Source organism: Enterococcus sp. AMC1086 (assembly GCF_058216575.1).
Map to the genome: position 1 here is coordinate 604,881 of NZ_CM177100.1, position 21,935 is coordinate 626,815.

The following is a 21,935-nucleotide window of genomic DNA, read 5'->3' on the forward strand; positions in this document are numbered from 1 at the left end:
AGTTAGCGTGAGGGGTGAGGAAAAAAGTGTATTTTTCGGTTCGAGAAAAAAAAATTCTGGCGTTGTTGTTGGAATATCCTAATGGCGTAGCTCTAACTGAATTACAAGATCTATTGCAAGTTTCAAAACGGACGATTTATCGTGAAATTGCCAGTCTTGAAAAAACGATACAAGCGTTAGATGTAAAAATTATTAAACCGCGTGGTGCTGGTTATCGAATCGTAGGTGATTCGAAAGATTTAAATAAACTATTAAAAAATTTAGATAATAGTGAAAAAGATTGGTTTACCGACAATGTAATGCGACAAAGTGCGATAGTTTGTTCTTTATTACTGGAAGATGAAGAAGAAACTATTGAAGCGTTATCCTATGACTTTGCGGTAAGCACAACAACGATTACAAACGATTTGCAAACAATTGAAATAAGCTTGGCTAGCTATCGATTGGAGTTGATTCGTCTAAAAGGTCGTGGCATTCGTATCGTTGGACGGGAGAACGAGCGGCGTCAATTGTTAAGTAATCTAATTTATAACGGAATCAGCGAATATGATTTTTTTAATTTTTTGGACCATTCGGATCAGACGACTGAAAATTATTTTTTTACTTTGTTGTCGACAGAAAGTTTGCATCAAGCAGAAAGTATTTTTGACACCGTTAATGCGAGTTTATTTGAACGAGTGGCTGATAATCAAATGCAGCGGATCTTGATCATTTTGGCCTTATCAATCGATCGTATTAAAATTGGTCATATTATTGAAAGTGATATCAAAGAAAATCCCAAACCAGAAAGCATGCAGCTGGCCAGTCAAATAATGGTGAAAGTTGCTACAGAAGTAGAAAAAAATATTACCAGTCAAGAAGTTCGTTTTCTAGCTCATCAGTTAGAAGGCGTCAATTATAAAAAACCACATAATATCTTTATTGATAGTTTTGATGTAGAACTTTCCTATAAAACGCGGGAGTTGATTCGATTAGTCGCTGAAGATACTGGTTATTCCTTTTATAAAGATGAGCAATTGTTTATCGATTTACTGGCGCATATGACAGCGGCTCTAAAACGAAGTTTAACTGTGATTCAAGGTAATAATAATACCGTACTAAGAAAAGTAATGGATAAATATAAAAATTTGACTGTAGTAGTAACTGAAAAACTAGCGCAAATCTTTACTCAACATAATTTTACCTTTGATGAACTAGGATATGTAGTGATCCATTTTGCCACGTCTTTAGAAAGGTATCCTTCAGGTAAAAAACTAAGTACTTTGGTTTTATGCTCCAGCGGCGTTGGTACATCTAGAATTTTAGAAAGCCGTTTAAATAAATACGTACCAGAAATTCAAAAAGTTCGTGCTGCCAAGATTTCAGAGATGAATCATTTAAATTTTAATGACTATGATTTGATACTATCTACAGTCTTTTTACCAGGTTTTGAATTATCTTATAAGGTGATTTCACCATTATTATTGGATGATGAAATTCGTGAGATCAAAGATTATATCAGAGACATTCAACCAGAAGAAGTGCTTAAATTAAAGTCAAATGACCTCTTGGAAAGTAGCGAAACCTTTGATGAAATATATGAAACGATGCGTGTTGCGAATAATTTATTAAGAGCCTTCGACGTAAAACAAATCAAAGGGCAAGAAACGATTGAGGCGACTTTAGCCGAACTTATTGAAAGCCTGTCAGGAACAATTGTAAAGGATGCAAAACAGGTTACATCACGTGTGATCGAGCGTTATTTAGTGGCACCGATCGGCATTCCCAATACAAATTTTGCACTGTTTCATACAGTGACCGCTAATGTTATAGAACCCTACTTTGCAATTTATGATTTGGATTGCTCATATCTAATTCAAGGAATGGATAAGAAAAGTATTGAGCTGACGCGGATATTGTTATTATTGGCGCCAGATCCGATACCAACGAGTCAAGTAAATTTATTGGGAAAAATCAGCAGTTCCATAATTGAGAGCGATTTGAATACGGAAATTTATAAATATGGGAATAAAGAAATTATTTATCAGTTATTGAGTTCTTTATTCGTCAAAGAAATTAGAGAAAATTAATTCAGCGATTAGGAGGAAAAAATATGGAATTACAAAAAAATATGGTTTTAGTTGATCAAGCGTATCAAACTAAAGAAGAGGCGATTCGATCAACGGGTCAGTTGTTAGTCGATGCTGGGTGTGTCGAACCTGACTACATAGAAGCGATGATTGAACGAAATAAATTAGTTTCAGTCTATATGGGTAATTTTATTGCCATTCCTCATGGGACAGACGATGCGAAAAAATTTGTGAAGAAAAGCGGTATTTCCGTAGTACAAGTTCCTAGTGGTGTTCAATTTGGTAAAGATGATACAGACGATGTGGCCATGCTTTTATTTGGGATTGCCGGAGTTGAAAATGAACATTTAGAGATCTTGCAAAAAATCGCATTATTCTGTTCGGATGTGGAAAATGTTGTGAAATTAGCAGATGCAAAGACAAGTGAAGAGATTATCAGATTATTACAGGAGGTTAAATAACTATGCGCGCAACACATTTTGGTGCCGGTAATATTGGTAGAGGATTTATTGGTGAAATTTTAGCAAGTAATGACTTCTCAATTGATTTTGTAGATATCAATGAAACTATCATTAACTCATTACATGAAAATAGAGCCTATGATATCGAGCTAGCAGATGCTAGCAAAAAACGTATCCATGTTGAAAATGTTGATGGGATAAACAATAAAGACAATCCCGAAGCAGTAATCGATTCAGTCTTTAAAGCAGATATCGTCACCACAGCGATCGGTCCAACTATTTTACCTTTTATCGCAGAATTAATTGCTAAGGGAATTCAAAAACGCCGCAAGGAAACTATTGAAACTCCGTTAGATGTGATAGCTTGTGAGAATATGATCGGCGGTAGTCAATTTTTATTCAGCAAAGTTAAAGAGTTTTTGGATGCGGAAGATCTAGCGTATGTCGAAAAATATATTGGTTTTCCAAATGCTGCTGTTGATCGTATCGTACCAATACAACACCATGAAGATCCTTTGTTTGTCTCGGTTGAACCATTTAGTGAGTGGGTTATTGATGAAACTCAAATTAAAAACAAAGCCGTTCATTTAGCTGGTGTAGAATATGTAGAAGATCTAGAACCCTATATTGAACGTAAACTTTTCTCTGTCAACACAGGACATGCTACTGTAGCGTATGTGGGTGCCTATAAAAACTACAAAACGATAGGTGAATCGATTGAAGATCCCGAAGTTTTAGCAAAATTAAGAGCTGTTCTTGGTGAGACAGGTAGCTTGTTGATCAACAAGTGGGGCTTTGATCCAGTAGATCATCAAGCATATATCAATAAAATTGTTGGGCGTTTTGAAAATCCATACATTTCTGACGGCGTTGATCGCGTGGCGCGGACACCGATTCGCAAACTAGGTTATGATGAAAGATTTATTCGACCGATTCGTGAACTAAAAGATCGAAATTTAACGTACACTAATTTGATGGATGTCGTGGCAATGATTTTAAGTTACAATGATCCAGCAGATACAGAAAGTGTAAAACTACAAAATTTATTAAAAGAAAAAGACGTAGTTGAAGTAGTCAAAGAGGTGACGGGTCTAACGGATAATGAATTGATTACTGAAATCGCAAATAGTTATCAGAAATAATCGATTTAGTGAGAGGCGAATAAAATCGCCTCTTTTTTTGTCTTGGAGATTAAATTCTTTTATCAATAAAACCGATATAGAATAGCTATACCTACGGCTTAAAACGACGGTGGTTTTTCCCAGTAATTGAAATATAAAATAGTATATTTAGATATTTTAATCTAGATGATTTATAAAAAGTAGCAAAATTTATATTTTGTTTACAATTTGTTTATATTTAAAAGGTATACTAGTATTATACTAATTAATGGAGGTTATTTCATGAAAAAAAATATTCTATTCGTCGGATTCATTGCACTTTCTTCGTCACTTTTATTAAGTGTGGGGCAACCCCACTCAGCATTTGCAACTAGTTCTGATTCTAGCAACTATAGTTCGCAACAAAAGGACTCTAATGAAATTTTAGGATCAACCAATTGGCAAGGTACGATTGTAACTGATGAACAAGGGAACGATGTGACCCTTCAAAATAGTAATTTTATTGGACTAGCCAAATATGATACAAAAAGCAATCACTATGAATTTTTTGATGCTGCAACAGGCCAAACACGAAATGATCGAGGAACATTTTTTATTACGCAAGATGGAAAGAAAAGAATTCTTTTTTCTGAATTAGGCTATAATGTTGCGGTAGATATGGTTGAATTAAATAACCATTTATTTACATACAGTAGAACTGGAAAACAAGCAGATGGCTCAGATGGAAAGGTAACAGTAGAACATGTGCCTTATGCAGGAACATTAGAGTTTACAACAACTTTACCTGAATTATCAACGCAAACAGGACCCATTGATCGTTCAAAAGAAGGTAGATCCATTTTATCTGAACATTTCTGGGAAGGAACAGTTGCATTAGATAAACAAGGAAATGACGTCTCTGCTTATAATCAAAGTTATTTAGGCTTAGCACGCTATGATGATAAAACAGGACGTTACGAATTTTTTGATAAAACTACAGGACAAACAAGAGGCGATTATGGCTATTTCGACGTCGTACGAGACAATAAAGTACGTGCATCACTCTCTTTAGGAATGAACTATGGGGCACAATTAGAATTAACAGAAATTAATGCACAACGGTTCACTTACACAAGACAAGGAAAAGATGCTCAAGGAAATGATATTCCAATTACAGTTGAACATGAACGTTACACAGGTGAATTCCCACTAGATTTTACTTTTGGGAAAGAGGAGCCTAGTGTCAATAAAACGGTCATTGATGTCACTCAATTTACTACTCGTAAAAATAAAAATCCATTATTGAACCCAGTCGTGAAAGAGGCCATTGAAAAAAATACGTACACACTTTCTGGCTTGTCTAGTTCGATGACAGCCGATGAAGTAGCAAAAGTTTTGGATGATGAACAACTGTCATACTCAAGAAGAATTTATGGGAATGCCCAACAAGTTCAGCGTTTTATTAGTACCAATAACCTATTTGAATACGTTTATTATGCAGGACCTACAAGCAATACCATGGACATCAAGTTCGATAATTTAAGAGAAAATGATTTCAAAAAAATGTATCCTGCGGCTAGAAAAGTTGGAGATAGTTATCTAATTAATGAAAATGTCTGGATATCTTTTGCAAGAAATAAACAAGTGGTTACCTTCAAAAACTTTTAGAAGTTAAAGTTCTCTAAATGTATTTAGGACGAGCCATAATCCTAAAATAGTTCAGTTTATAGAAAAACAAAAAAAGAGTATTTCAGTGCTCTTTTTTTGTTCCGTAAAATAACTCTTCAAAAAAAGCTAGAAAACAAATAGATAAAATAGAATTACGGCTCCTTAATGAAGTAAAAAATTTCTTGTACATCTACAAATTAATGGATCAAACAATCTACTCAAACTTTATTGAGTTCTATTTGAAGAGTTACAATTATAATTGAAGTCGATTTGTTCAGAAGTATTCTCTAAATCAGATTGTTGTCATTAATGACCTTTAGGAAAAATCAAATCTGTGGTAAAGTAGAGTAATTGTTTAATAGAAAGGTTGTTTTTTAATGTTTGTTGCAGTGTTATTTTTAGAAGGGATCCTTACGTTTATTTCGCCATGTATTTTACCATTACTTCCTGTTTACAGTACTTATTTTTTAGGAAGTTCTACAAGTGAAAAGTCGAAATATCAAGACTTACTAAGAATTTGTTCATTTATTTTAGGTTTTACTCTTATATTTATCATGATGGGTGTATTTGCTAGTATAATCAATCAATATTTAATTAGCTATCGTTCGCAGATTCAATTTGTTACAGGTGTAATCGTGATAATTACAGGGTTAAAAATGAGTCAATTGATCAAACTACCTTTTCATATGAAAGGGTTCGGAAAAATTCAATATTCTGGAAATTTTACTTCCTATTTTTCGTTATTTTTATTTGGAATGATTTTCGCTTTAGGATGGTCGCCTTGTTTAGGTACATTTTTAGGAACAGCATTGTTAATTGCGTCTCAACAAGGAAGCATGTTGTCAGGTGGTTTTTTATTAGGTGTGTATTCTTTAGGGTTGGGACTTCCCTTTATTATTTGTACCCTTTTTATAGACTCATTCAAAAAGACGTTTTCATTGATTAAAAGAAATTATCAGAGAGTTAATTTACTATCGGGACTCTTATTAGTCATAGTTGGACTATTCATGATGACTGGCTGGATTAATTATTTGCAATTATTTGTGTCAAGATAGTCTTTACTAAAAAACAAAAACGAAGGAGAAGAACATGAAAAATAGAAAGACGATATCATTACTATTACTTTTGATTTTTGTTATGATAGGAAGTTTTTTTGCCTATCAATATCTAAGTGATAAAGAACAAGCCATTCCGGATTTACCTATAGAGAATGTTGAGACACCAACTGCTAAGATTACAGAGGAAGCCTTTAATATAAGTTTTAAAGATTCTGAACAACAAGTGAAAAAATTATCTGATTTCAAAGGAAAACCAATCGTTTTAAATTTTTGGGCAAGCTGGTGTCCTCCATGTAGGGAAGAAATGCCTATTTTTCAAGAAACGGTGAATCAGGGGGCAGATGTACAGTTTATTTTAGTCAACCAAACAGATGGATATAGAGAAACAAAAGAAAAAGCGCAGCAATTCATGACAGAAGAAAATCTGACAATGCCTATCTATTTTGATGAAACTAGTGATAGCATGGTAAAGTATGGATTAACAGCTTTACCGACGACGATATTTATTGACGCTGAAGGAAGGATTGTTCAAAAAGTCTATGGTGGATTGACTGAAACATCATTTAATCAATACCTGAAAGAAATCCTGTAAAATATTTGTTGTTTAAAAGGAGGTAGAATTGGTGAGAAAGATTGGAAAGACCAAAGTATTACTTATTGGTAATGTTATCATTTGGGGAATTGTATTGTTCTTTTTTATTCAGTCTATTATTTTTCAGAAGTCCTTTTTAAAAGCGAATGAACAACTAGTCCATGAATTTACAAGTTATCAAACATATAATGAGTATCTTTCACGAAAAGAGTATCTTTCTAAAAAAATGACACCTTCTGTTTTGAGTCAAGTTTGTCCGATTATTCAAGTTGATAATCAAAAAAAGGAAAAACAGTTACGAGTAACGGATATGAAAACAACGAATTATTCTTTTGAAGATTCAAAGATTACAATACTTGTTTCATTTAAATTGGGACTGTCTACTACTAAAAATGAATTAACAATGCGACAAATATACACAAAAAAAGAAGGAAAATGGTTAATGAGCCATTACAATTATATTTAACGATAGGTTGATGAAAATTAAGGAGTTAGTGAATGAAGAAAAAAACAGTACTTATTTCAATAGCGACAGTCGTAATCGTTTGTTTATTAATTGGGTCAATTGCAATAATTGTCAAAAAAAATCAAAAAAAAGCAGAAAAAGAATTTAAAGCCTATAATGAAACTTTAGTCTATGATATTTATAACTTTTCTCCTGAAATTACGAATAATGAAAAAAGAGCCTCTTTAAAAACACGAATGGATGCACAATTGATGGATCAAATGTGCCCACCTTTACCTGAATTAAATCGAGATCCCAGTTTACCAGTAAATACTCTATTAAACGTTAAAACAGAAACAATGACAAATAAAAAAGAGGAAATAGTAGCGAACACTCGTTTTGTTATAAAAACGCCAAATGGAAAAGAATATCCTCAAAAAGTGCGAGCGGAATATAAAAAGAATGATAATAAGTGGATATTGATGAAAATTCAACCTATTAATTAACATTATTGGTATTAAATAGTAGAGCGAACAAAAATTCTGTGTCATCAATCGCGTTATTCAAAATACGAGTTTAGAGTAGAGAGTATCTTTACTCTTTTTTTTGCATACTTTAAAAGTATAAGTATAGACATTTATAATTTTTACCTTTATAATAATAGTGAATAAGATGGTTGGAAAACCAGTTGATGAAAGTAGGAATAGTCATGGAAAGAACATTTAAAGAAGACTTTTGGTGGGGAGCTGCTACATCAGGTCCACAAAGTGAAGGACGTTTTAATAAAAAACATGCGAATATGTTTGATCATTGGTATGAGATCGAACCAACCGATTTTTATGATCAAGTAGGCCCAGATGTGACGTCAAATTTTTATAATAGTTTTAAAGAAGATATTGCGATGATGAAAGAAATTGGATTGAATAGTGTTCGAACATCGATTCAATGGACGCGTTTGATAGATGATTTTGAAACAGGCACCATAGATGAAGAGGGAGCTCGTTTTTATAATGCAGTGATTGATGAATTCATTGCAGCTGGGATTCGTCCTGTTATGAATTTACACCACTTTGACTTGCCAGTGGAGCTATATCATAAATATGGCGGCTGGGAATCAAAACATGTGGTTGATTTGTATGTGAAATTTGCTGAAAAATGTTTTGAATTATTTGGTGATAGGGTGAAAGACTGGTTTACACACAATGAACCTATCGTTGTTGTTGAAGGTGAATATTTACACCAATTCCATTATCCGAAAATCGTAGATGGTAAAAAAGCAGTGCAAGTGGCGTATAATTTAAATTTAGCTTCTGCAAAAGCGATCCAAGCGTATAGAAAATTAGGACTGCAAAACGAAGGTGGAAGAATCGGGATCATATTAAATTTAACACCAACATATCCAGCTTCTGATAATCCAGAAGATTTAGCAGCAGCAAACATTGCGGAACTTTTTAATAATCGTATGTTTTTAGATACAGCTGTTCACGGGGAATTTCCACAAGAGTTAGTTGATTTATTTATCAAAGATGGCGTTCTTTGGGAAAGTACATCAGAAGAATTGGCTTTGATTAAAGAGAATACGATTGATGTTTTAGGTGTTAATTTCTATCATCCAAATCGTGTAAAAGCCCCAGATGTTGCACCAAACAGTGTAGGTGCATGGTTACCAAATCGTTATTTTGATGAGTATAATATGCCTGGACGTCGAATGAATATCGATCGAGGCTGGGAAATTTATCCGAAAGCATTATATGATATTGCGATCAACATTCGTGATAACTACAATAATATTCCGTGGTTTGTCTCTGAAAATGGTATGGGAATTTCTGGTGAGGAACGATTTATGAATGAGGCGGGTGTTGTTGAAGACGACTACCGTATTGATTTTATTCGAGAACATTTACAATGGATTCATCAAGGAATGGAAGAAGGGTCTAATTGTTTTGGCTACCATTTGTGGACGCCAATCGATTGTTGGTCATGGGCAAATGCGTATAAGAACCGCTATGGGTTTATCTCTACAAATATCCACACACAAATCAAGACGATCAAGAAATCTGGTCATTGGTTCAAAACGGTGGCTCAAACAAATAGATTAACAGATCAATAAATGAAGAATACGGTTGGGACAGAAGGAATTGCTTCTGTTCCAACCGTTTATTTGGATTCCTAATCTCATTTTTTTCTTTTTTCGATCTATGCATAATCAACATTTAAAATCGAATAACTTCTTTGATCATAACGATTTCTACTACAAGAAAATTCAATGGGTCGTCCATTTTTTGAATAAACAACTTGCTGTACTTCAAGAACAGGATCCTCTTTTTTGCATTTTAAATAGTGCTGATCATATTCATCGGATTTATCCGCTTGAATATTTCGGTAAGCCCCTGCAAAATCGAGAGATAACTGTTCTTTAATATACGTATAAATAGAGTTTTTCAAGATATCCGTTGTTAGACCAGGCACTAAATCACAAGGCATATAAGTATGTTCTAAAATGAAAGGTTCATCTTCAAGAATTCTAAGTCGGATGATCTTATAGACAGGCTGTTCTTCAGAAATAGCTAGACGTTCTTGAACTTCATTTGAAGGGAATTCGACTTCAAATAAAATGACTTGGCTTTTCAATTTTTTATGACGATCATGCATTTGTTTGCTAAGACCATCATATTCATTGGCAGGCGAAGTATCTTTATCCCAAAAAGAACGATTCAATACTTTAGTGCCAGAACCACGCTGAGAGTATAAAAGACCTTCCATGACTAAAATACCGATTGCTTTTTTTACGGTCATTCGGCTCACATTAAATTCTTTTACTAAATCCGTTTGGTTAGGGATCAAGGTATCTGTTTTGTATACATTATTTTTTATTCGTTCACGCAATGTATCTGCGATTTCTTCATATTTTGGCTTCATATCGTTACAACCTCCTCTCCTGTATTGTAACTGATTATGAATGTATAGACAATTAAGAGTTTGAGACAAAAACATAAGTTCCAAAGGAGGTACTTTTGCTCTCGATGTTTATTAGAAAAAGAAAGTGCAATTAAATCGCACTTTCTTTTTCTTTATCTAATAGACGCAGGAATGGATACCAAAGTAGACCAACAATCAATAGATCCACAAGTTGTAATATACCACCTAAGATGGAATTTGTAGCCAACATGCCGCTAAAGAAAATTGGAACAGTCCAAGGAACTGATACACCAGTTGGAGGTGGCACAATACCTGCGGCCATTACAAGATAATTAAGCACCGTAACGATCAGTGGCGCGACTACCCACGGAATTAGGATGGTCGCATTTAAAACGATCGGCAAACCAAAAATCACGGGTTCATTTACGTTAAAAATTCCTGGTGCTAAACTTAAACGGCCAATATCACGGTATTGTTTTTTCTTCATGATGAACGCCATGATCAAAATAACCGCTAAGGTCATACCAGAACCGCCTAGTCCGACAGTAAAAGTTTCCATAAATGGTTTTGTAATAATATGTGGTAATTTTTCCCCAGCTTTATACGCATCCAGATTCTCTAACATTAATGTATTCCAAATAGGATCCATCACGGAATTAACGATAATTTGACCATGTAATCCGAAGAACCATAGAAACTGAACAAAGAATAGAGCAATCAACGTGGCTGGTAAACTACTACCTAAACCAACTAGTGGTTTTTGAATCAATTCATAAATAACATCATGAAGGTTGGTGTTAAATAAACCGGTTACAATCGCGTTGATAAATAGGAAAACAGATAACGTTAAAATAGCAGGAATCAATGCTGCAAATGATTTAGCAACTGCAGGCGGTACACCATCTGGCATTTTGATTTGCCAGCCTTTTTTGGTTACTCTACAATAAATTTCACCAGCAAGAAAGGCTGCGATCATACCAATGAACATACCTTTAGCACCTAAACGATCTAAAGATAATACGCCAGATACTTCTGTACCATCTTCAAGGGTCATCATAAAAGGAGTTAATAGGAGAAAACTAGCAAATGAAACAGCGCCGCCGAAAATCCCTTCAACATCATATGATTTAGACAAATAATAGCCAATACCAAACGTAACGAAGACGGCCATGATGCTCATTGTAGCATTTTGACCGTTACCAAATAATGAGGATAATGTTCCTTTTGTCGCATCGCTGAAAAAAGGCAAGTTATTGATAACAACAATGATCGATCCGAACATTGTTAATGGAAAAGACAACATAAATGCATCTCTCAGAACAGAGAGATATCGATTTTGTCCAAGTTTATTTGCAAGCGGCATGATCTTTTCCCCAAGAGAATCCATAAAACCATTCATACTAATCAGTCCTTTATAGTCTATTTGTAATCGATTACAAAAACAATATACCATTATATTTATTAAATGTCTATACTTTTGTTTTTAATGATCGTGTATAATTGGAATGGAATAAAAAAATAGGCTAAGACATAACTCTACGAGTCATATCCTAGCCTTAAAAGATCCGAATAAATAGTAGGAGCAGAAGCAACTTTTTTTGATTTATTTAAATAAAATAGGCGTATTTAAAAGTCTAAATACTGGCGCCGCCACCTCCGGAAGAACCTCCGCCTCCTGAGAAGCCACCACCACCGCCGAAGCTGCCGCCTCCGCTTGAAGAGCCACCGCCAAAACCTCCGCCGCCCCAATACCAAGGACCACTTCCACGTCCTCCGCGACCACCACGCCCTCCTCTAGAAAGTAGAAAAGGTATGAGAATCAAAAGGAGGAAAAATATACTAAAAAATCCTTCTCCATCAGAACTATCCTCTGATGCAACTTGATCTATTTCGTCATCTGACAAGGTATTTTTATCAGCAGGGTAGTCATAATGTTTGTCGATCAGGGTAGTTACTGCGTTAAATGTATATTGCAAACCTTTGTTGATAGAAGCGTCATTAGTTGATTTCAACTCATCCTTGGCGTGTTGTAGAATATTTCCAGCAACGCTATCAGTGATGACATCTTCTAGACCATAACCGACTTCAATTCGAACATTTCGTTCGCCACCGTTTACTGCATAAAGTATCAAAACCCCATTATCTTCTTTTGGATTTCCGATTTTCCATTTCTGAAAAAGGTCAGGCGCATAACTATCGATACTGTCACCGTTAGTTGAATCGATCACAGCTAAAACAACTTGAGGTGCTTCTGATTTTTGTTTATAACTCTCTCCTTTTCGATCAACTAAATTTTTAGTTGTTTCATCAAGGATTCCTGGTTGATCTAGATAGAAGCGATCAGGTGAGTTAGGCAATGATTCAGCAAATGCTGGTGCTTGAAAACTTATAAAAAAGGTGACAAGGAAAAATAATAAGCTAGGTAATAAACCTCGTCTAAAAAATTTCATCGTTCATCACTTCCCACTAGAGGTACTAGTAGAATTATCAAAATTCACAGAAGGAACAGTGCTGGCTGTTGGATCAGCTTTAAAGTAATCCTTCTTACCTAGACCCATCATATTTGCAAAGATATTTTTAGGGAATGAAACGACTTGTTCATTGTATTCTTTTACAACTTCATTGTAACGTTTGCGTTCAACTGAAATCCGATTCTCCGTTCCTTCTAATTGAGTCATTAAAGTTTGGACATTGTCATTTGATTTTAATTCTGGGTAATTTTCATTGATGACATTGATTAATGTACCTACAGATTGATCTAATTCTTGGCTGGCTTTGATTTTATCTGAATCATTGTTAGCCGAACCATATGCTTCACGGGCTTTAGCGATATCACCAAAGACTTTTTGTTCTTGTTGCATGCTACCTTTGACACTGTTGACTAGGTTAGGCACGAGATCTGCTCTACGTTGCATCACATTTTCAACTTGACTCCATTGCGATTCAACAGATTGCTCTTTTTTTGCCAATCCATTGTATTGGCTGATTCCAAAAACGCCGATTAAAACAACGACGATCAAAGCGATCAAGCCAATTTTAGTTTTACTGTTTTTCATAATCTTTTCCTCCTAAAATTTAAAAGCTGAACGAGCTTGTTTGATCTCAACAAAAAATGTAGGAATAAATTTATGCTGCTTTTTGTTGTACGCAAATTTTATTTTTTCCGAGAGACAAGCGTATGAAGCTAGCTCATTCAACCTGATGTAATGTTATTGTAATCCTTCTGTAATATTTTAGCATCCATCTTAAGACCTATTTTTTATGATTAAATCGATTTATCGTGATTAATTATAGAGTGTTTTGATAAATAATCCAAAGAAACTGATTTTCTTTTTCTCCTCACCAAACAGATGATTTGTCACGGTTTATATTTTGTATTAGGGTAAGGGAATAAAATGATGAGTCATTTTTTATTGATAGTAACTACAAGGGAGGAATCAATATGACAGAAAAAGTTGAAAATCCGTTGACAAAGTTTCACAACGGTAAGTTTGAAAAACAATCGCAAGAAGCACCAGCACTGCAACAAAAAATGACACCAGTACCCGATTGTGGAGAATCTTCCTATAAAGGATCCGGAAAACTTGAAGGGCGCAAAGCTTTGATCACAGGCGGTGATTCAGGGATCGGTCGTGCAGCAGCGATTGCTTATGCTAGAGAAGGAGCGGATGTGGCAATTAATTACTTGCCTTTTGAAGAAGCCGATGCGAAAGAAGTTAAGGCGTTGATTGAAGCAGAAGGGCGTAAAGCGGTTTTATTACCCGGAGATTTAAAAGAGGAACCATTTACACGAAAACTTATTCATGACGCGGCTAAAGCATTAGGCGGCTTAGATATTTTAGTTCTAAATGCGGGAATGCAGCAAGCCGTGGAGAATATTAAAGAGTTATCTACGCAACAAATTGTAGATACTTATACGACAAATATTATATCAATGTACTGGGCAGTACAAGAAGCATTAGACTACTTACCAAAAGGTGGTAGTATTGTTACAACGACGTCTATTCAAAGTGCAGAGCCAAGTGCAAATTTATTAGATTATGCAGCGACAAAGGGCGCAATTACATCATTCAGTAAAGGATTATCAGCACAATTAGCGCCTTCAGGTATTCGTGTGAATACTGTTGCTCCAGGTCCAATTTGGACGGCGTTACAAATTTGCGGCGGACAACCAGCCGATAAAATACCGGAATTTGGGCAACAAGAATCGATTGGACGAGCTGGACAACCGGCCGAATTAGCCGCTGTTTATGTATTTTTAGCATCTAACGAGGCTAGTTATGTTACTGGGCAAGTTTATTCGATCACGGGAGGCAGTTTCTTTGCTTAAATGAATCGTCATTAGCTAAGAAAACGAAATAAATAAGGCCGTCTTTGCTTAGAGGACGTTATCTAGAGGATAAGTGATGCTAATTGCGATTTTTTGGTCTAAAAGAAGTTGGATGAAGCAGCTGATTATTAGAAAAGTTGCTGTCTAAAAGCTCCTTACTGTAAAAAGATAGGTAAACCCAAGAAAACAAAAATCAACAGAGTAGAACTAGTATTTAGATAGATGTAATAAAAAAGCTGTAAAGCGAGTAGTAAAATAACGCTTACAGCTCTTTTGTTTTGATGTCATTTCAAATTTTGGAAGCGTTTACTTCGAAAGGGGGTGTTTATGAATGTTTGGAATATATTTGTTATATTATATTTTTTTATTTCAAGATTAGAATGAAGAGTTATGGATAAGCGAGCTCGTTTCTAATGATTTATTTTCTCGTAAATCGCTTTAAAAATTAGATTTTTTGTATAAATAAAGAAAAATAGAAATGCTTAGGATTTTAAATATATCGAAAAAATATTTTATCTTAAAATACTATTGTTTTTTTATTTTTTGTCTATTAATTAGACGGATATTTAAAAGATATATAGTTGTTCGCATGATAAAATTATTTTTTAAAAAATTTTTGGAGGAATGAGAATGACGATTTTAGTAAGAAAAAAAATGAGGTACTTTTGTAATTTAGCATTAACAATTATTCTTTTTACATCTACCTTAACAAATTTTTTGCCTTTTATAGAGGCGATGGGCGCAGAAAGATATGATGGAGATCAGTATATTACTCAATCAAAACTAACGAAGCAAGATGGTACACCGATTTATGATGGCGACACGATGAAAATTGAAGAAGTTTACTATTTAACCTATGATTGGGAAGTTCCAGATAATACATTTTATGAAAATGATGTGTTAACGTTCTCAATTCCTAAAGAATTTAAAATTGTGAATCAGTTTAATTTTCCATTATTTGACATGGATGGAGAAGAAGTTGCTTTGGCAAGTGTACTGGGAAATGATTCAGAAGGATATTACATTAATATGAAATTTACAACCGATTATGTAGAAACCCATTCATCTGTATCAGGTTCATTTAAGATGTCTTACAAATTAAATCAGACATATGTTAAAGGGGATGAGACAATTAAGTTGCCTTTACCAGGAGGTGATATTACTGTTAACGTTCCAGAGTATAATTCGCCTGGAGGAGGAGGAGGTATTGGTTCTGGGGATTCTCAAAAATTGACTAAATCAGGAAAAGTTATGGATACAATTAAATATAATCCTCAGACCGGTAAATACGATTTACCTCAAAGAGTTGTTGAGTGGGAAGTTAATATTGGCTTAGGAAAGTTAATGGATGCTATAGGTGAAAATAATGTTGACCAGGTTGATCGTGTCGTAATAGAAGATTCACCGAAGGATCAGCAGATTGTCTCGATGACGATGTATCAAGAGAACTGGTCAGATGATGATTGGGGATGGGAAAAGGCCTTCTTCAAAACCATTGATTTTGATTATGAAACAATCAAAGAAAACACTGTTGAATTAAGGATGGATCCTACAAACACGTATTACAATTCATTTAGCTACAATATATGGCCTTATATTCAACAAGAACTTGCTTATGCGAAAAAGAATGATTCGGTATTGGATGAAGTAGCTATCGATTACGATACTGAACCATTGGAGTTAATAACCGAAAACACCAAATTACACAATGATGCAACTGTAAAAATTTATTACAAAGATGGTTCTGAAGGTGAGAAATGGACCTTAAGTGAATCGGTTGATTGGAACGTAGCAGAAGGTGAGATTAATGGGAAAGTTTCGGATGTTTCTTTTAAAAAAGTAGATGGTGATACAGGTGAAAAGCTTCAGGGAGCTACATTTGATCTGTATAAAAAAGGGCTTGACGGATTATTTACATTGAAAAAAGCTAATATAACATCTGATGCAAACGGATTAGTTACTGCGAACAAGTTAACAACAGGCGACTATTATTTTGAGGAAACGAAGTCTCCAGAAGGATATCAAGATCCTGAAAATCCTAAATTAGAATTTAAAATTGAAACTAAAGATTTAGGTGGTTCACAAAATATCAAAGATCTTGGCGAAGTGAAAAACTTTCAAGAGAATTCTAAAATTAATATTTCTGTTGAAAAAAAGTGGGATGATGGAAAAAACCAAGATGGCATTCGTCCTAAAAATATCGAGGTTCAATTATACGGGAACAATCAACCAGTAGGGAATCCTGTGACGCTAGATGAACAAAATAATTGGCGCTATACATGGAATGAGCTTAACGAAAAAGAGAACGAAACCATTATTCGATACGAGGTCAGGGAAATTTCAAAAGTTCCTGGCTATGAAGTAGAAATAAATGGGAATGGTACTAACTCAGTTGTTATTACAAATAAACATACACCAGAAGTAATAGATATAAAAGGAAAAAAGACGTGGAATGATAATAACGACAAACAAGGGAATCGTCCCAACGAGATTGTTGTTGAACTATATGCAAATAATCAATTAGTTGATTCACAAAACACAACTGCTCAAAAAAATTGGTCTTACGAATTTACGAATTTAGCGAAAAATGAAAATGGAAAAGCCATCGAATATACTGTTAAAGAACAAGCAGTAACCGATTATCAACCAGAATATAATGGTTACGATATTACAAACAATTATACTCCTGAATTGACAGAATTTTCTGTCAAAAAAACATGGGATGATAAAGATAATCAAGATGGTATTCGTCCTCAAACGATCCAAGTACAGCTAAAGGGAAATGGAAAATCTATCGGTAATCCAGTCACTTTAAGTGAAGAGAACGATTGGAGCTACACCTGGGAAAAATTAGAAAAGAGAGAAAATGGAAAAGAGATTAATTATACGGTAGAAGAAGTAAGTAATCTTGGAAAATATACTGTAGAAATGACAAAAGATGGCAATTATGAAGCGGTTTTAACAAATCATTATACGCCGGAAGTAATAGAAGTTAGAGGGCAGAAAACGTGGGATGATAATCAAGATGAAAAGGGAAATCGACCGTCTAAAATTGTAGTAGAATTATACGGAGATGGAAAGCTTGTTGATAAACAAGAAACGAATGCATCGAAAAATTGGTCATATGCCTTTACCAATCTGCCTAAAAATGACCAAGGAAATTTAATTCATTACGAAGTCAAAGAGCAAAAGGTAGAGGATTATGAGGTATCTTATTCAGGTTTTGATATGACGAATACGTATCGTCCAGACCTTGTTGCGGTTAATGTGCAAAAAACATGGGATGATAAAAACAACCAAGATGGCATTCGTCCTCAGACGATTCAAGTACAGCTGAAGGGAAATGGAAAATCCATAGGTGATCCAGTCACTTTAAATGAGAAGAACGAATGGAGTCATACTTGGGAAGGGTTAGAAAAACGTGAGAATGAACAAAAAATTAATTATACGGTAGAAGAAGTAAGTGATCTTGGGAAATACACTGTAGAGATGACAAAAGCTGGCGATTACGAAGTTGTTTTGACAAATCATTATACGCCGGAAGTAACAGAAGTTAGAGGGCAGAAAATTTGGGATGATAATCAAGATGAAAAGGGAAATCGACCGAACAAAATTGTAGTAGAATTATATGGGGATGGTAAACTTGTTGATAAGCAAGAGACGAATGCACTAAAAAATTGGTCATATTCTTTTACTAATCTACCCAAAAATAACCAAGGAAAATTGATTCATTATGAAGTGAAAGAGCAAGACGTTGAGGATTATGAAGTGTCTTATTCAGGGTTTGATATGACAAATAAATATAATCCAGTGCCTGCCAACGTCAGCGTACAAAAGAAATGGAACGATAAAGACAATCAAGATGGGATTCGTCCTGAAGAAATTCAAGTACAATTAAAGGAAAATGGAAAATCCATAGGTGATCCAGTCACTTTAAATGAAAAGAACGAGTGGAGTCACACATGGGAAGGGCTAGAAAAACGTGAAAATGGACAAAGAATTAACTACACGGTTGAAGAAGTCAGCGATACTGGAAAATACAAGGTTGAAGTAACTAAGGAAAATGAGTATCAAATTGTCTTGACCAATAACTATAAACCAGAAGAAACGGAAATCCGAGGGAATAAAATTTGGGAAGACAAAGACGACCAAGATGGGATGCGTCCAGCAGAAATTAAAGTACACCTGATAGCAAATGGCAGACTAGAGCCTGTAGCGACAAAAACTGTTAAGCCAGATAAAAACGGCGATTGGTCATATGAATTTACAAACTTGCCTAAAAAAGAAAAAGGGAAAGACATTGTTTATACAATAAAAGAAGAAGCAGTTCCTGATTACCAATTTTCTGCAGAAGAGCCAAAAAATGACAATGAGTTAAACATAGTCAATACGCATCACGTTCGAAAAACCTTCATTGACGTTACAAAAGAGTGGCGAGATAATGAGGATCAGGATGGTTTAAGACCACAATCAATTTATGTTCAACTTTTAGCAGATGGTGAAAAAGTTGGTGAACCAGTTGAATTAAATGATGGAAATCATTGGAAATACACATGGAAAGACTTGGACGAACGAAAATCTGGAAAAGTGATTGACTATTCTATAGAGGAAATTACAATAGACTCAGCGTATGAATCTTCAATAGAGAAAAAAGATGATCAATCATTTACGATCGTAAATACGCATGTACCAGAAGAAACAGAGATTCATGGAACAAAAACCTGGGATGATAATGACGATGAAGAGGGACAAAGACCAGACCAAATTGTGGTCCGTTTATATGGTGATGGACATGAAGTCGCTAAAAAAACTGTGACAAAAGAGGACAATTGGGCATATAGCTTTACAAACCTACCTAAAAATAATAAAGGACGAGAAATTAGCTATACGGTCCGTGAAGATGCTGTTCAAGATTATACGCCAGAAGTAAATGGAACGGACATTGTAAATAAATATACACCTGGTGAGACGGATATATCGGTTGTGAAAAAATGGATAGATGGTAACAACCAAGATGGTATAAGACCAGAAAAAATCTTGGTTCAACTTCAAGCTGATGGCCTGCCTATTGGTGAGCCAGTTTCGCTGAGTGAACAAAATAATTGGATCCATAAATGGGAAGGATTAGTTGCAAGAGCTTATGGGAAGGACATTCAATATACTGTTGTAGAGATAGATGTCCCAGAAAACTATCACGTAGAAATTGATGATACGAATAAAGAGGAAATCATCATTTCTAATATACATGTTCCCGAAACAATAAAAATTTCTGGAAACAAATATTGGGTAGATGATCAGAATAAGTACAATGAGAGACCAGATTCTATTACTGTAAATTTAATGGCGAATGGTGAAAAGATTGCGTCGAAAGAGGTTACAAAAAATGACAATTGGCAGTATGAATTTTCTGATTTACCAAAATATGAAAACGGAAAAGAAATTGTCTATACTGTGAACGAAAATGATGTGCCGAATTATACATCAAAAATCGAAGGATTTGATATTACCAACACGTATACGCCAAAAGATAAGATACCAGAAACACCTTCAGATAATGGACCATCAAGGCATGGAACACCTTTGGTTGGTGGGACTGTGAAGGGGAGAACACTTCCTCGTACTGGGAGTAAAACAACTCAATTTTCTAATATACTTGGGGTGATTTTAATCATTATGATGCTAACCTTTGCTGGTTGGTTTACACTATGTAAAAATAGTTAGAAGGTTTTAAAGGTAGAAAAACTGTGTAATTAGCTTATTTTAAATGCGCTTGGGACGTAAGTCCCAAGCTCTATTTTATCTAAGAATAATAAGTAGTAATGGGTAAAAAATAAGCTAGCTCTGTTCAATTTTGGTAAATTAGCGTAAAATTCATTTTATAATATTGATTCAGTTGATTTTCGCTTTATCTATTATCAAGGAAGGTGTTTTTAGTTATGGATGAAAAAGAAAAATTTGAATTGATTTTTGATATAGGAAAAGCAATGCTTGAAAATGGAACAGAAGTTTCACGCATCGAATCCACTATCGATCATCTTGCCAATTCACTAGAGTTAGAGGGTTTTAATGGATTTGTGTCTATTGATAGAATTTTTTTGACCTGTTCTACTTTAAATAAACCCGATAATGCTCGAGTGAGTTATGTTCCTATATCGCCTATTTCTTTAGGGAAAATTGATCGTCTGAATACTTTATCTAGAAATCTTTCAGAAAAAATTATTACACCTTATGATGCAAAACAACAATTGGAAGAAATTAAAGTCGAGCGTTTTTCCTCTACAGTACAGAAATTTTTTGCTTATATTATAGGCAGTGCTGGTTTTTGTTATATATTGGGTGGAACGCTACTAGATGCATTGAGTGCGTTACTTTTAGGGGCTGTTATGGGAGCTTATACTCTTTTTGTGCTAGATAAAATAAAATTTTCTCATATCCTAAAAAATGTGACCAGTAGCTTTCTTGTTAGTTTGACGGCATGTTTAGTGGTGAAAGTTTTTCCTCATTTAAATTTAGTGAGCTTAATCTCAGGTGGTATTATCTCTCTTTTACCTGGTGTCGCTATTTCTAACGGGATACGCTATCTTTTCGATGGGAATTATAGTTCTGGATGGAGTCAAATATTGAACTCTCTCATCACTGCATTATGTGTTTCGATTGGTGTTGGAATTGCTTTAAAATTATTTAGTTAGGTAAGGAGGAGTGGGCATTGATTATATCTAAAATACTATTGGAATTATTTTTTAGTTTTTTAGGAACGTTATCATTTGCAATTCTATTTGACGTACCTAAGAAGTACTATCTAACGTGTGGAACGATTGGAGCCACAGGTTGGATTATCTACTATATAATTGATACATATACAGGACAGAATATACTCGCTACGTTTGTTTCATCTTTAATCCTGATTTGTTTATCTAGAGAAGCTGCATATAGTAAAAAAGCACCGGTCACTGTCTTTTTGATTTGTGGTATTTTTTGCTTAGTTCCAGGTGTGGGCTTATACAATTTCACGTATGAATTTTTCGTATCCAATACATCCAATTTGAGTAAATCAATGATTTATGTTGTAAAAGTTGCGATTGCTATTTCATTGGGAATCAGTGTAGGCTATGAACTACCCGCAGTCTTTTTTGGGGGCTATCGAGCGCAGAAAAAGAAACGTGGTGGTCTTTCCAGTGAATAACGCTGTAAAAAATAGTGGTGCAAAAGCATAGAATCTAGTAACGCAGATTAGTCAAACCAATGATGAGAGTTATTTCTGATTATTGACTCACTTGATTATCTAGAAATTAT

At 34.6% G+C, this 21,935-nt stretch carries 16 protein-coding genes and 1 pseudogene; 13 read left to right on the plus strand and 4 right to left on the minus strand.

Features of this window, described 5'->3' with window-relative positions:
• Positions 1-26: 26 nt before the first annotated feature.
• From AC4BC4_RS02930 to AC4BC4_RS02970, 9 genes and pseudogenes are all read left to right on the plus strand, one after another.
• On the plus strand, positions 27-2,069 hold the full coding sequence (locus tag AC4BC4_RS02930) for a BglG family transcription antiterminator (protein ID WP_490477340.1): 2,043 nt from the start codon (positions 27-29) through the stop codon (positions 2,067-2,069).
• Positions 2,070-2,092: 23 nt separating this feature from the next.
• The gene (locus AC4BC4_RS02935; RefSeq protein ID WP_438757280.1) at positions 2,093-2,530 is read left to right on the plus strand and encodes a PTS mannitol transporter subunit IIA; all 438 of its coding nucleotides are present in this window, start codon (positions 2,093-2,095) and stop codon (positions 2,528-2,530) included.
• 2 nt (positions 2,531-2,532) lie between these two features.
• A complete protein-coding gene (locus AC4BC4_RS02940) occupies positions 2,533-3,672 on the plus strand; it encodes a mannitol-1-phosphate 5-dehydrogenase (protein WP_490476727.1) in 1,140 nt (379 codons plus the stop codon).
• 261 nt (positions 3,673-3,933) lie between these two features.
• Positions 3,934-4,854, plus strand: a pseudogene (locus AC4BC4_RS02945) (DUF4822 domain-containing protein); the annotation flags it as partial.
• An 821-nt stretch (positions 4,855-5,675) separates the two neighbouring features.
• Positions 5,676-6,353, plus strand: coding sequence for a cytochrome c biogenesis CcdA family protein (locus tag AC4BC4_RS02950; RefSeq protein WP_438757278.1), 678 nt, complete (start codon positions 5,676-5,678; stop codon positions 6,351-6,353).
• A 34-nt stretch (positions 6,354-6,387) separates the two neighbouring features.
• Complete coding sequence (locus AC4BC4_RS02955) at positions 6,388-6,948, plus strand: TlpA family protein disulfide reductase (protein ID WP_490476728.1); 561 nt, start codon at positions 6,388-6,390, stop codon at positions 6,946-6,948.
• A gap of 31 nt (positions 6,949-6,979) precedes the next feature.
• Entirely contained in the window at positions 6,980-7,414 is a 435-nt protein-coding gene (locus AC4BC4_RS02960; RefSeq protein WP_490476729.1) for a hypothetical protein, read from the plus strand.
• Positions 7,415-7,446: 32 nt separating this feature from the next.
• Entirely contained in the window at positions 7,447-7,899 is a 453-nt protein-coding gene (locus AC4BC4_RS02965) for a hypothetical protein (RefSeq protein WP_490476730.1), read from the plus strand.
• 203 nt (positions 7,900-8,102) lie between these two features.
• Positions 8,103-9,503 (plus strand): glycoside hydrolase family 1 protein, encoded by a 1,401-nt coding sequence (locus tag AC4BC4_RS02970; RefSeq protein ID WP_438757274.1) that lies wholly within the window; start codon positions 8,103-8,105, stop codon positions 9,501-9,503.
• An 86-nt stretch (positions 9,504-9,589) separates the two neighbouring features.
• Here AC4BC4_RS02970 and AC4BC4_RS02975 read toward each other — a convergent pair whose 3' ends face one another.
• The 4 genes from AC4BC4_RS02975 to AC4BC4_RS02990 all read right to left on the minus strand — a co-directional run bounded on the left by AC4BC4_RS02975 (position 9,590) and on the right by AC4BC4_RS02990 (position 13,368).
• On the minus strand, positions 9,590-10,312 hold the full coding sequence (locus AC4BC4_RS02975) for a GntR family transcriptional regulator (protein ID WP_490476731.1): 723 nt from the start codon (positions 10,310-10,312) through the stop codon (positions 9,590-9,592).
• 130 nt (positions 10,313-10,442) lie between these two features.
• Positions 10,443-11,711 (minus strand): PTS cellobiose transporter subunit IIC, encoded by a 1,269-nt coding sequence (gene celB, locus AC4BC4_RS02980; RefSeq protein WP_438757272.1) that lies wholly within the window; start codon positions 11,709-11,711, stop codon positions 10,443-10,445.
• A gap of 235 nt (positions 11,712-11,946) precedes the next feature.
• The gene (locus AC4BC4_RS02985) at positions 11,947-12,762 is read right to left on the minus strand and encodes a TPM domain-containing protein (RefSeq protein ID WP_490476732.1); all 816 of its coding nucleotides are present in this window, start codon (positions 12,760-12,762) and stop codon (positions 11,947-11,949) included.
• 6 nt (positions 12,763-12,768) lie between these two features.
• A complete protein-coding gene (locus AC4BC4_RS02990; protein ID WP_438757270.1) occupies positions 12,769-13,368 on the minus strand; it encodes a LemA family protein in 600 nt (199 codons plus the stop codon).
• Between the two features lie 386 nt (positions 13,369-13,754).
• Between AC4BC4_RS02990 and AC4BC4_RS02995 the strand changes: the two genes are divergently transcribed.
• From AC4BC4_RS02995 to AC4BC4_RS03010, 4 genes are all read left to right on the plus strand, one after another.
• The gene (locus AC4BC4_RS02995; protein WP_438757269.1) at positions 13,755-14,642 is read left to right on the plus strand and encodes an SDR family oxidoreductase; all 888 of its coding nucleotides are present in this window, start codon (positions 13,755-13,757) and stop codon (positions 14,640-14,642) included.
• 630 nt (positions 14,643-15,272) lie between these two features.
• The gene (locus AC4BC4_RS03000) at positions 15,273-20,363 is read left to right on the plus strand and encodes a Cna B-type domain-containing protein (RefSeq protein ID WP_490476733.1); all 5,091 of its coding nucleotides are present in this window, start codon (positions 15,273-15,275) and stop codon (positions 20,361-20,363) included.
• 215 nt (positions 20,364-20,578) lie between these two features.
• Positions 20,579-21,331 carry a threonine/serine exporter family protein gene (locus AC4BC4_RS03005; RefSeq protein WP_438757267.1) on the plus strand — a complete coding sequence of 251 codons (753 nt, stop codon included), beginning with the start codon at positions 20,579-20,581 and terminating at the stop codon, positions 21,329-21,331.
• Positions 21,332-21,348: 17 nt separating this feature from the next.
• Positions 21,349-21,825, plus strand: coding sequence for a threonine/serine exporter family protein (locus tag AC4BC4_RS03010; protein WP_438757266.1), 477 nt, complete (start codon positions 21,349-21,351; stop codon positions 21,823-21,825).
• Positions 21,826-21,935: the final 110 nt, after the last annotated feature.

Excerpts from the sequence above, each read along its gene's own strand:
- AC4BC4_RS02975 (WP_490476731.1), bottom strand. The coding sequence starts at position 10,312 with ATGAAGCCAAAATATGAAGAAATCGCAGATACATTGCGTGAACGAATA.
- AC4BC4_RS02990 (WP_438757270.1), bottom strand. The coding sequence starts at position 13,368 with ATGAAAAACAGTAAAACTAAAATTGGCTTGATCGCTTTGATCGTCGTT.
- AC4BC4_RS02985 (WP_490476732.1), bottom strand. The coding sequence starts at position 12,762 with ATGAAATTTTTTAGACGAGGTTTATTACCTAGCTTATTATTTTTCCTT.
- AC4BC4_RS02965 (WP_490476730.1), top strand. The coding sequence starts at position 7,447 with ATGAAGAAAAAAACAGTACTTATTTCAATAGCGACAGTCGTAATCGTT.
- AC4BC4_RS02970 (WP_438757274.1), top strand. The coding sequence starts at position 8,103 with ATGGAAAGAACATTTAAAGAAGACTTTTGGTGGGGAGCTGCTACATCA.
- AC4BC4_RS02935 (WP_438757280.1), top strand. The coding sequence starts at position 2,093 with ATGGAATTACAAAAAAATATGGTTTTAGTTGATCAAGCGTATCAAACT.
- AC4BC4_RS03000 (WP_490476733.1), top strand. The coding sequence starts at position 15,273 with ATGACGATTTTAGTAAGAAAAAAAATGAGGTACTTTTGTAATTTAGCA.
- celB (WP_438757272.1), bottom strand. The coding sequence starts at position 11,711 with ATGAATGGTTTTATGGATTCTCTTGGGGAAAAGATCATGCCGCTTGCA.
- AC4BC4_RS02955 (WP_490476728.1), top strand. The coding sequence starts at position 6,388 with ATGAAAAATAGAAAGACGATATCATTACTATTACTTTTGATTTTTGTT.
- AC4BC4_RS02940 (WP_490476727.1), top strand. The coding sequence starts at position 2,533 with ATGCGCGCAACACATTTTGGTGCCGGTAATATTGGTAGAGGATTTATT.
- AC4BC4_RS03005 (WP_438757267.1), top strand. The coding sequence starts at position 20,579 with ATGGATGAAAAAGAAAAATTTGAATTGATTTTTGATATAGGAAAAGCA.
- AC4BC4_RS02995 (WP_438757269.1), top strand. The coding sequence starts at position 13,755 with ATGACAGAAAAAGTTGAAAATCCGTTGACAAAGTTTCACAACGGTAAG.
- AC4BC4_RS02950 (WP_438757278.1), top strand. The coding sequence starts at position 5,676 with ATGTTTGTTGCAGTGTTATTTTTAGAAGGGATCCTTACGTTTATTTCG.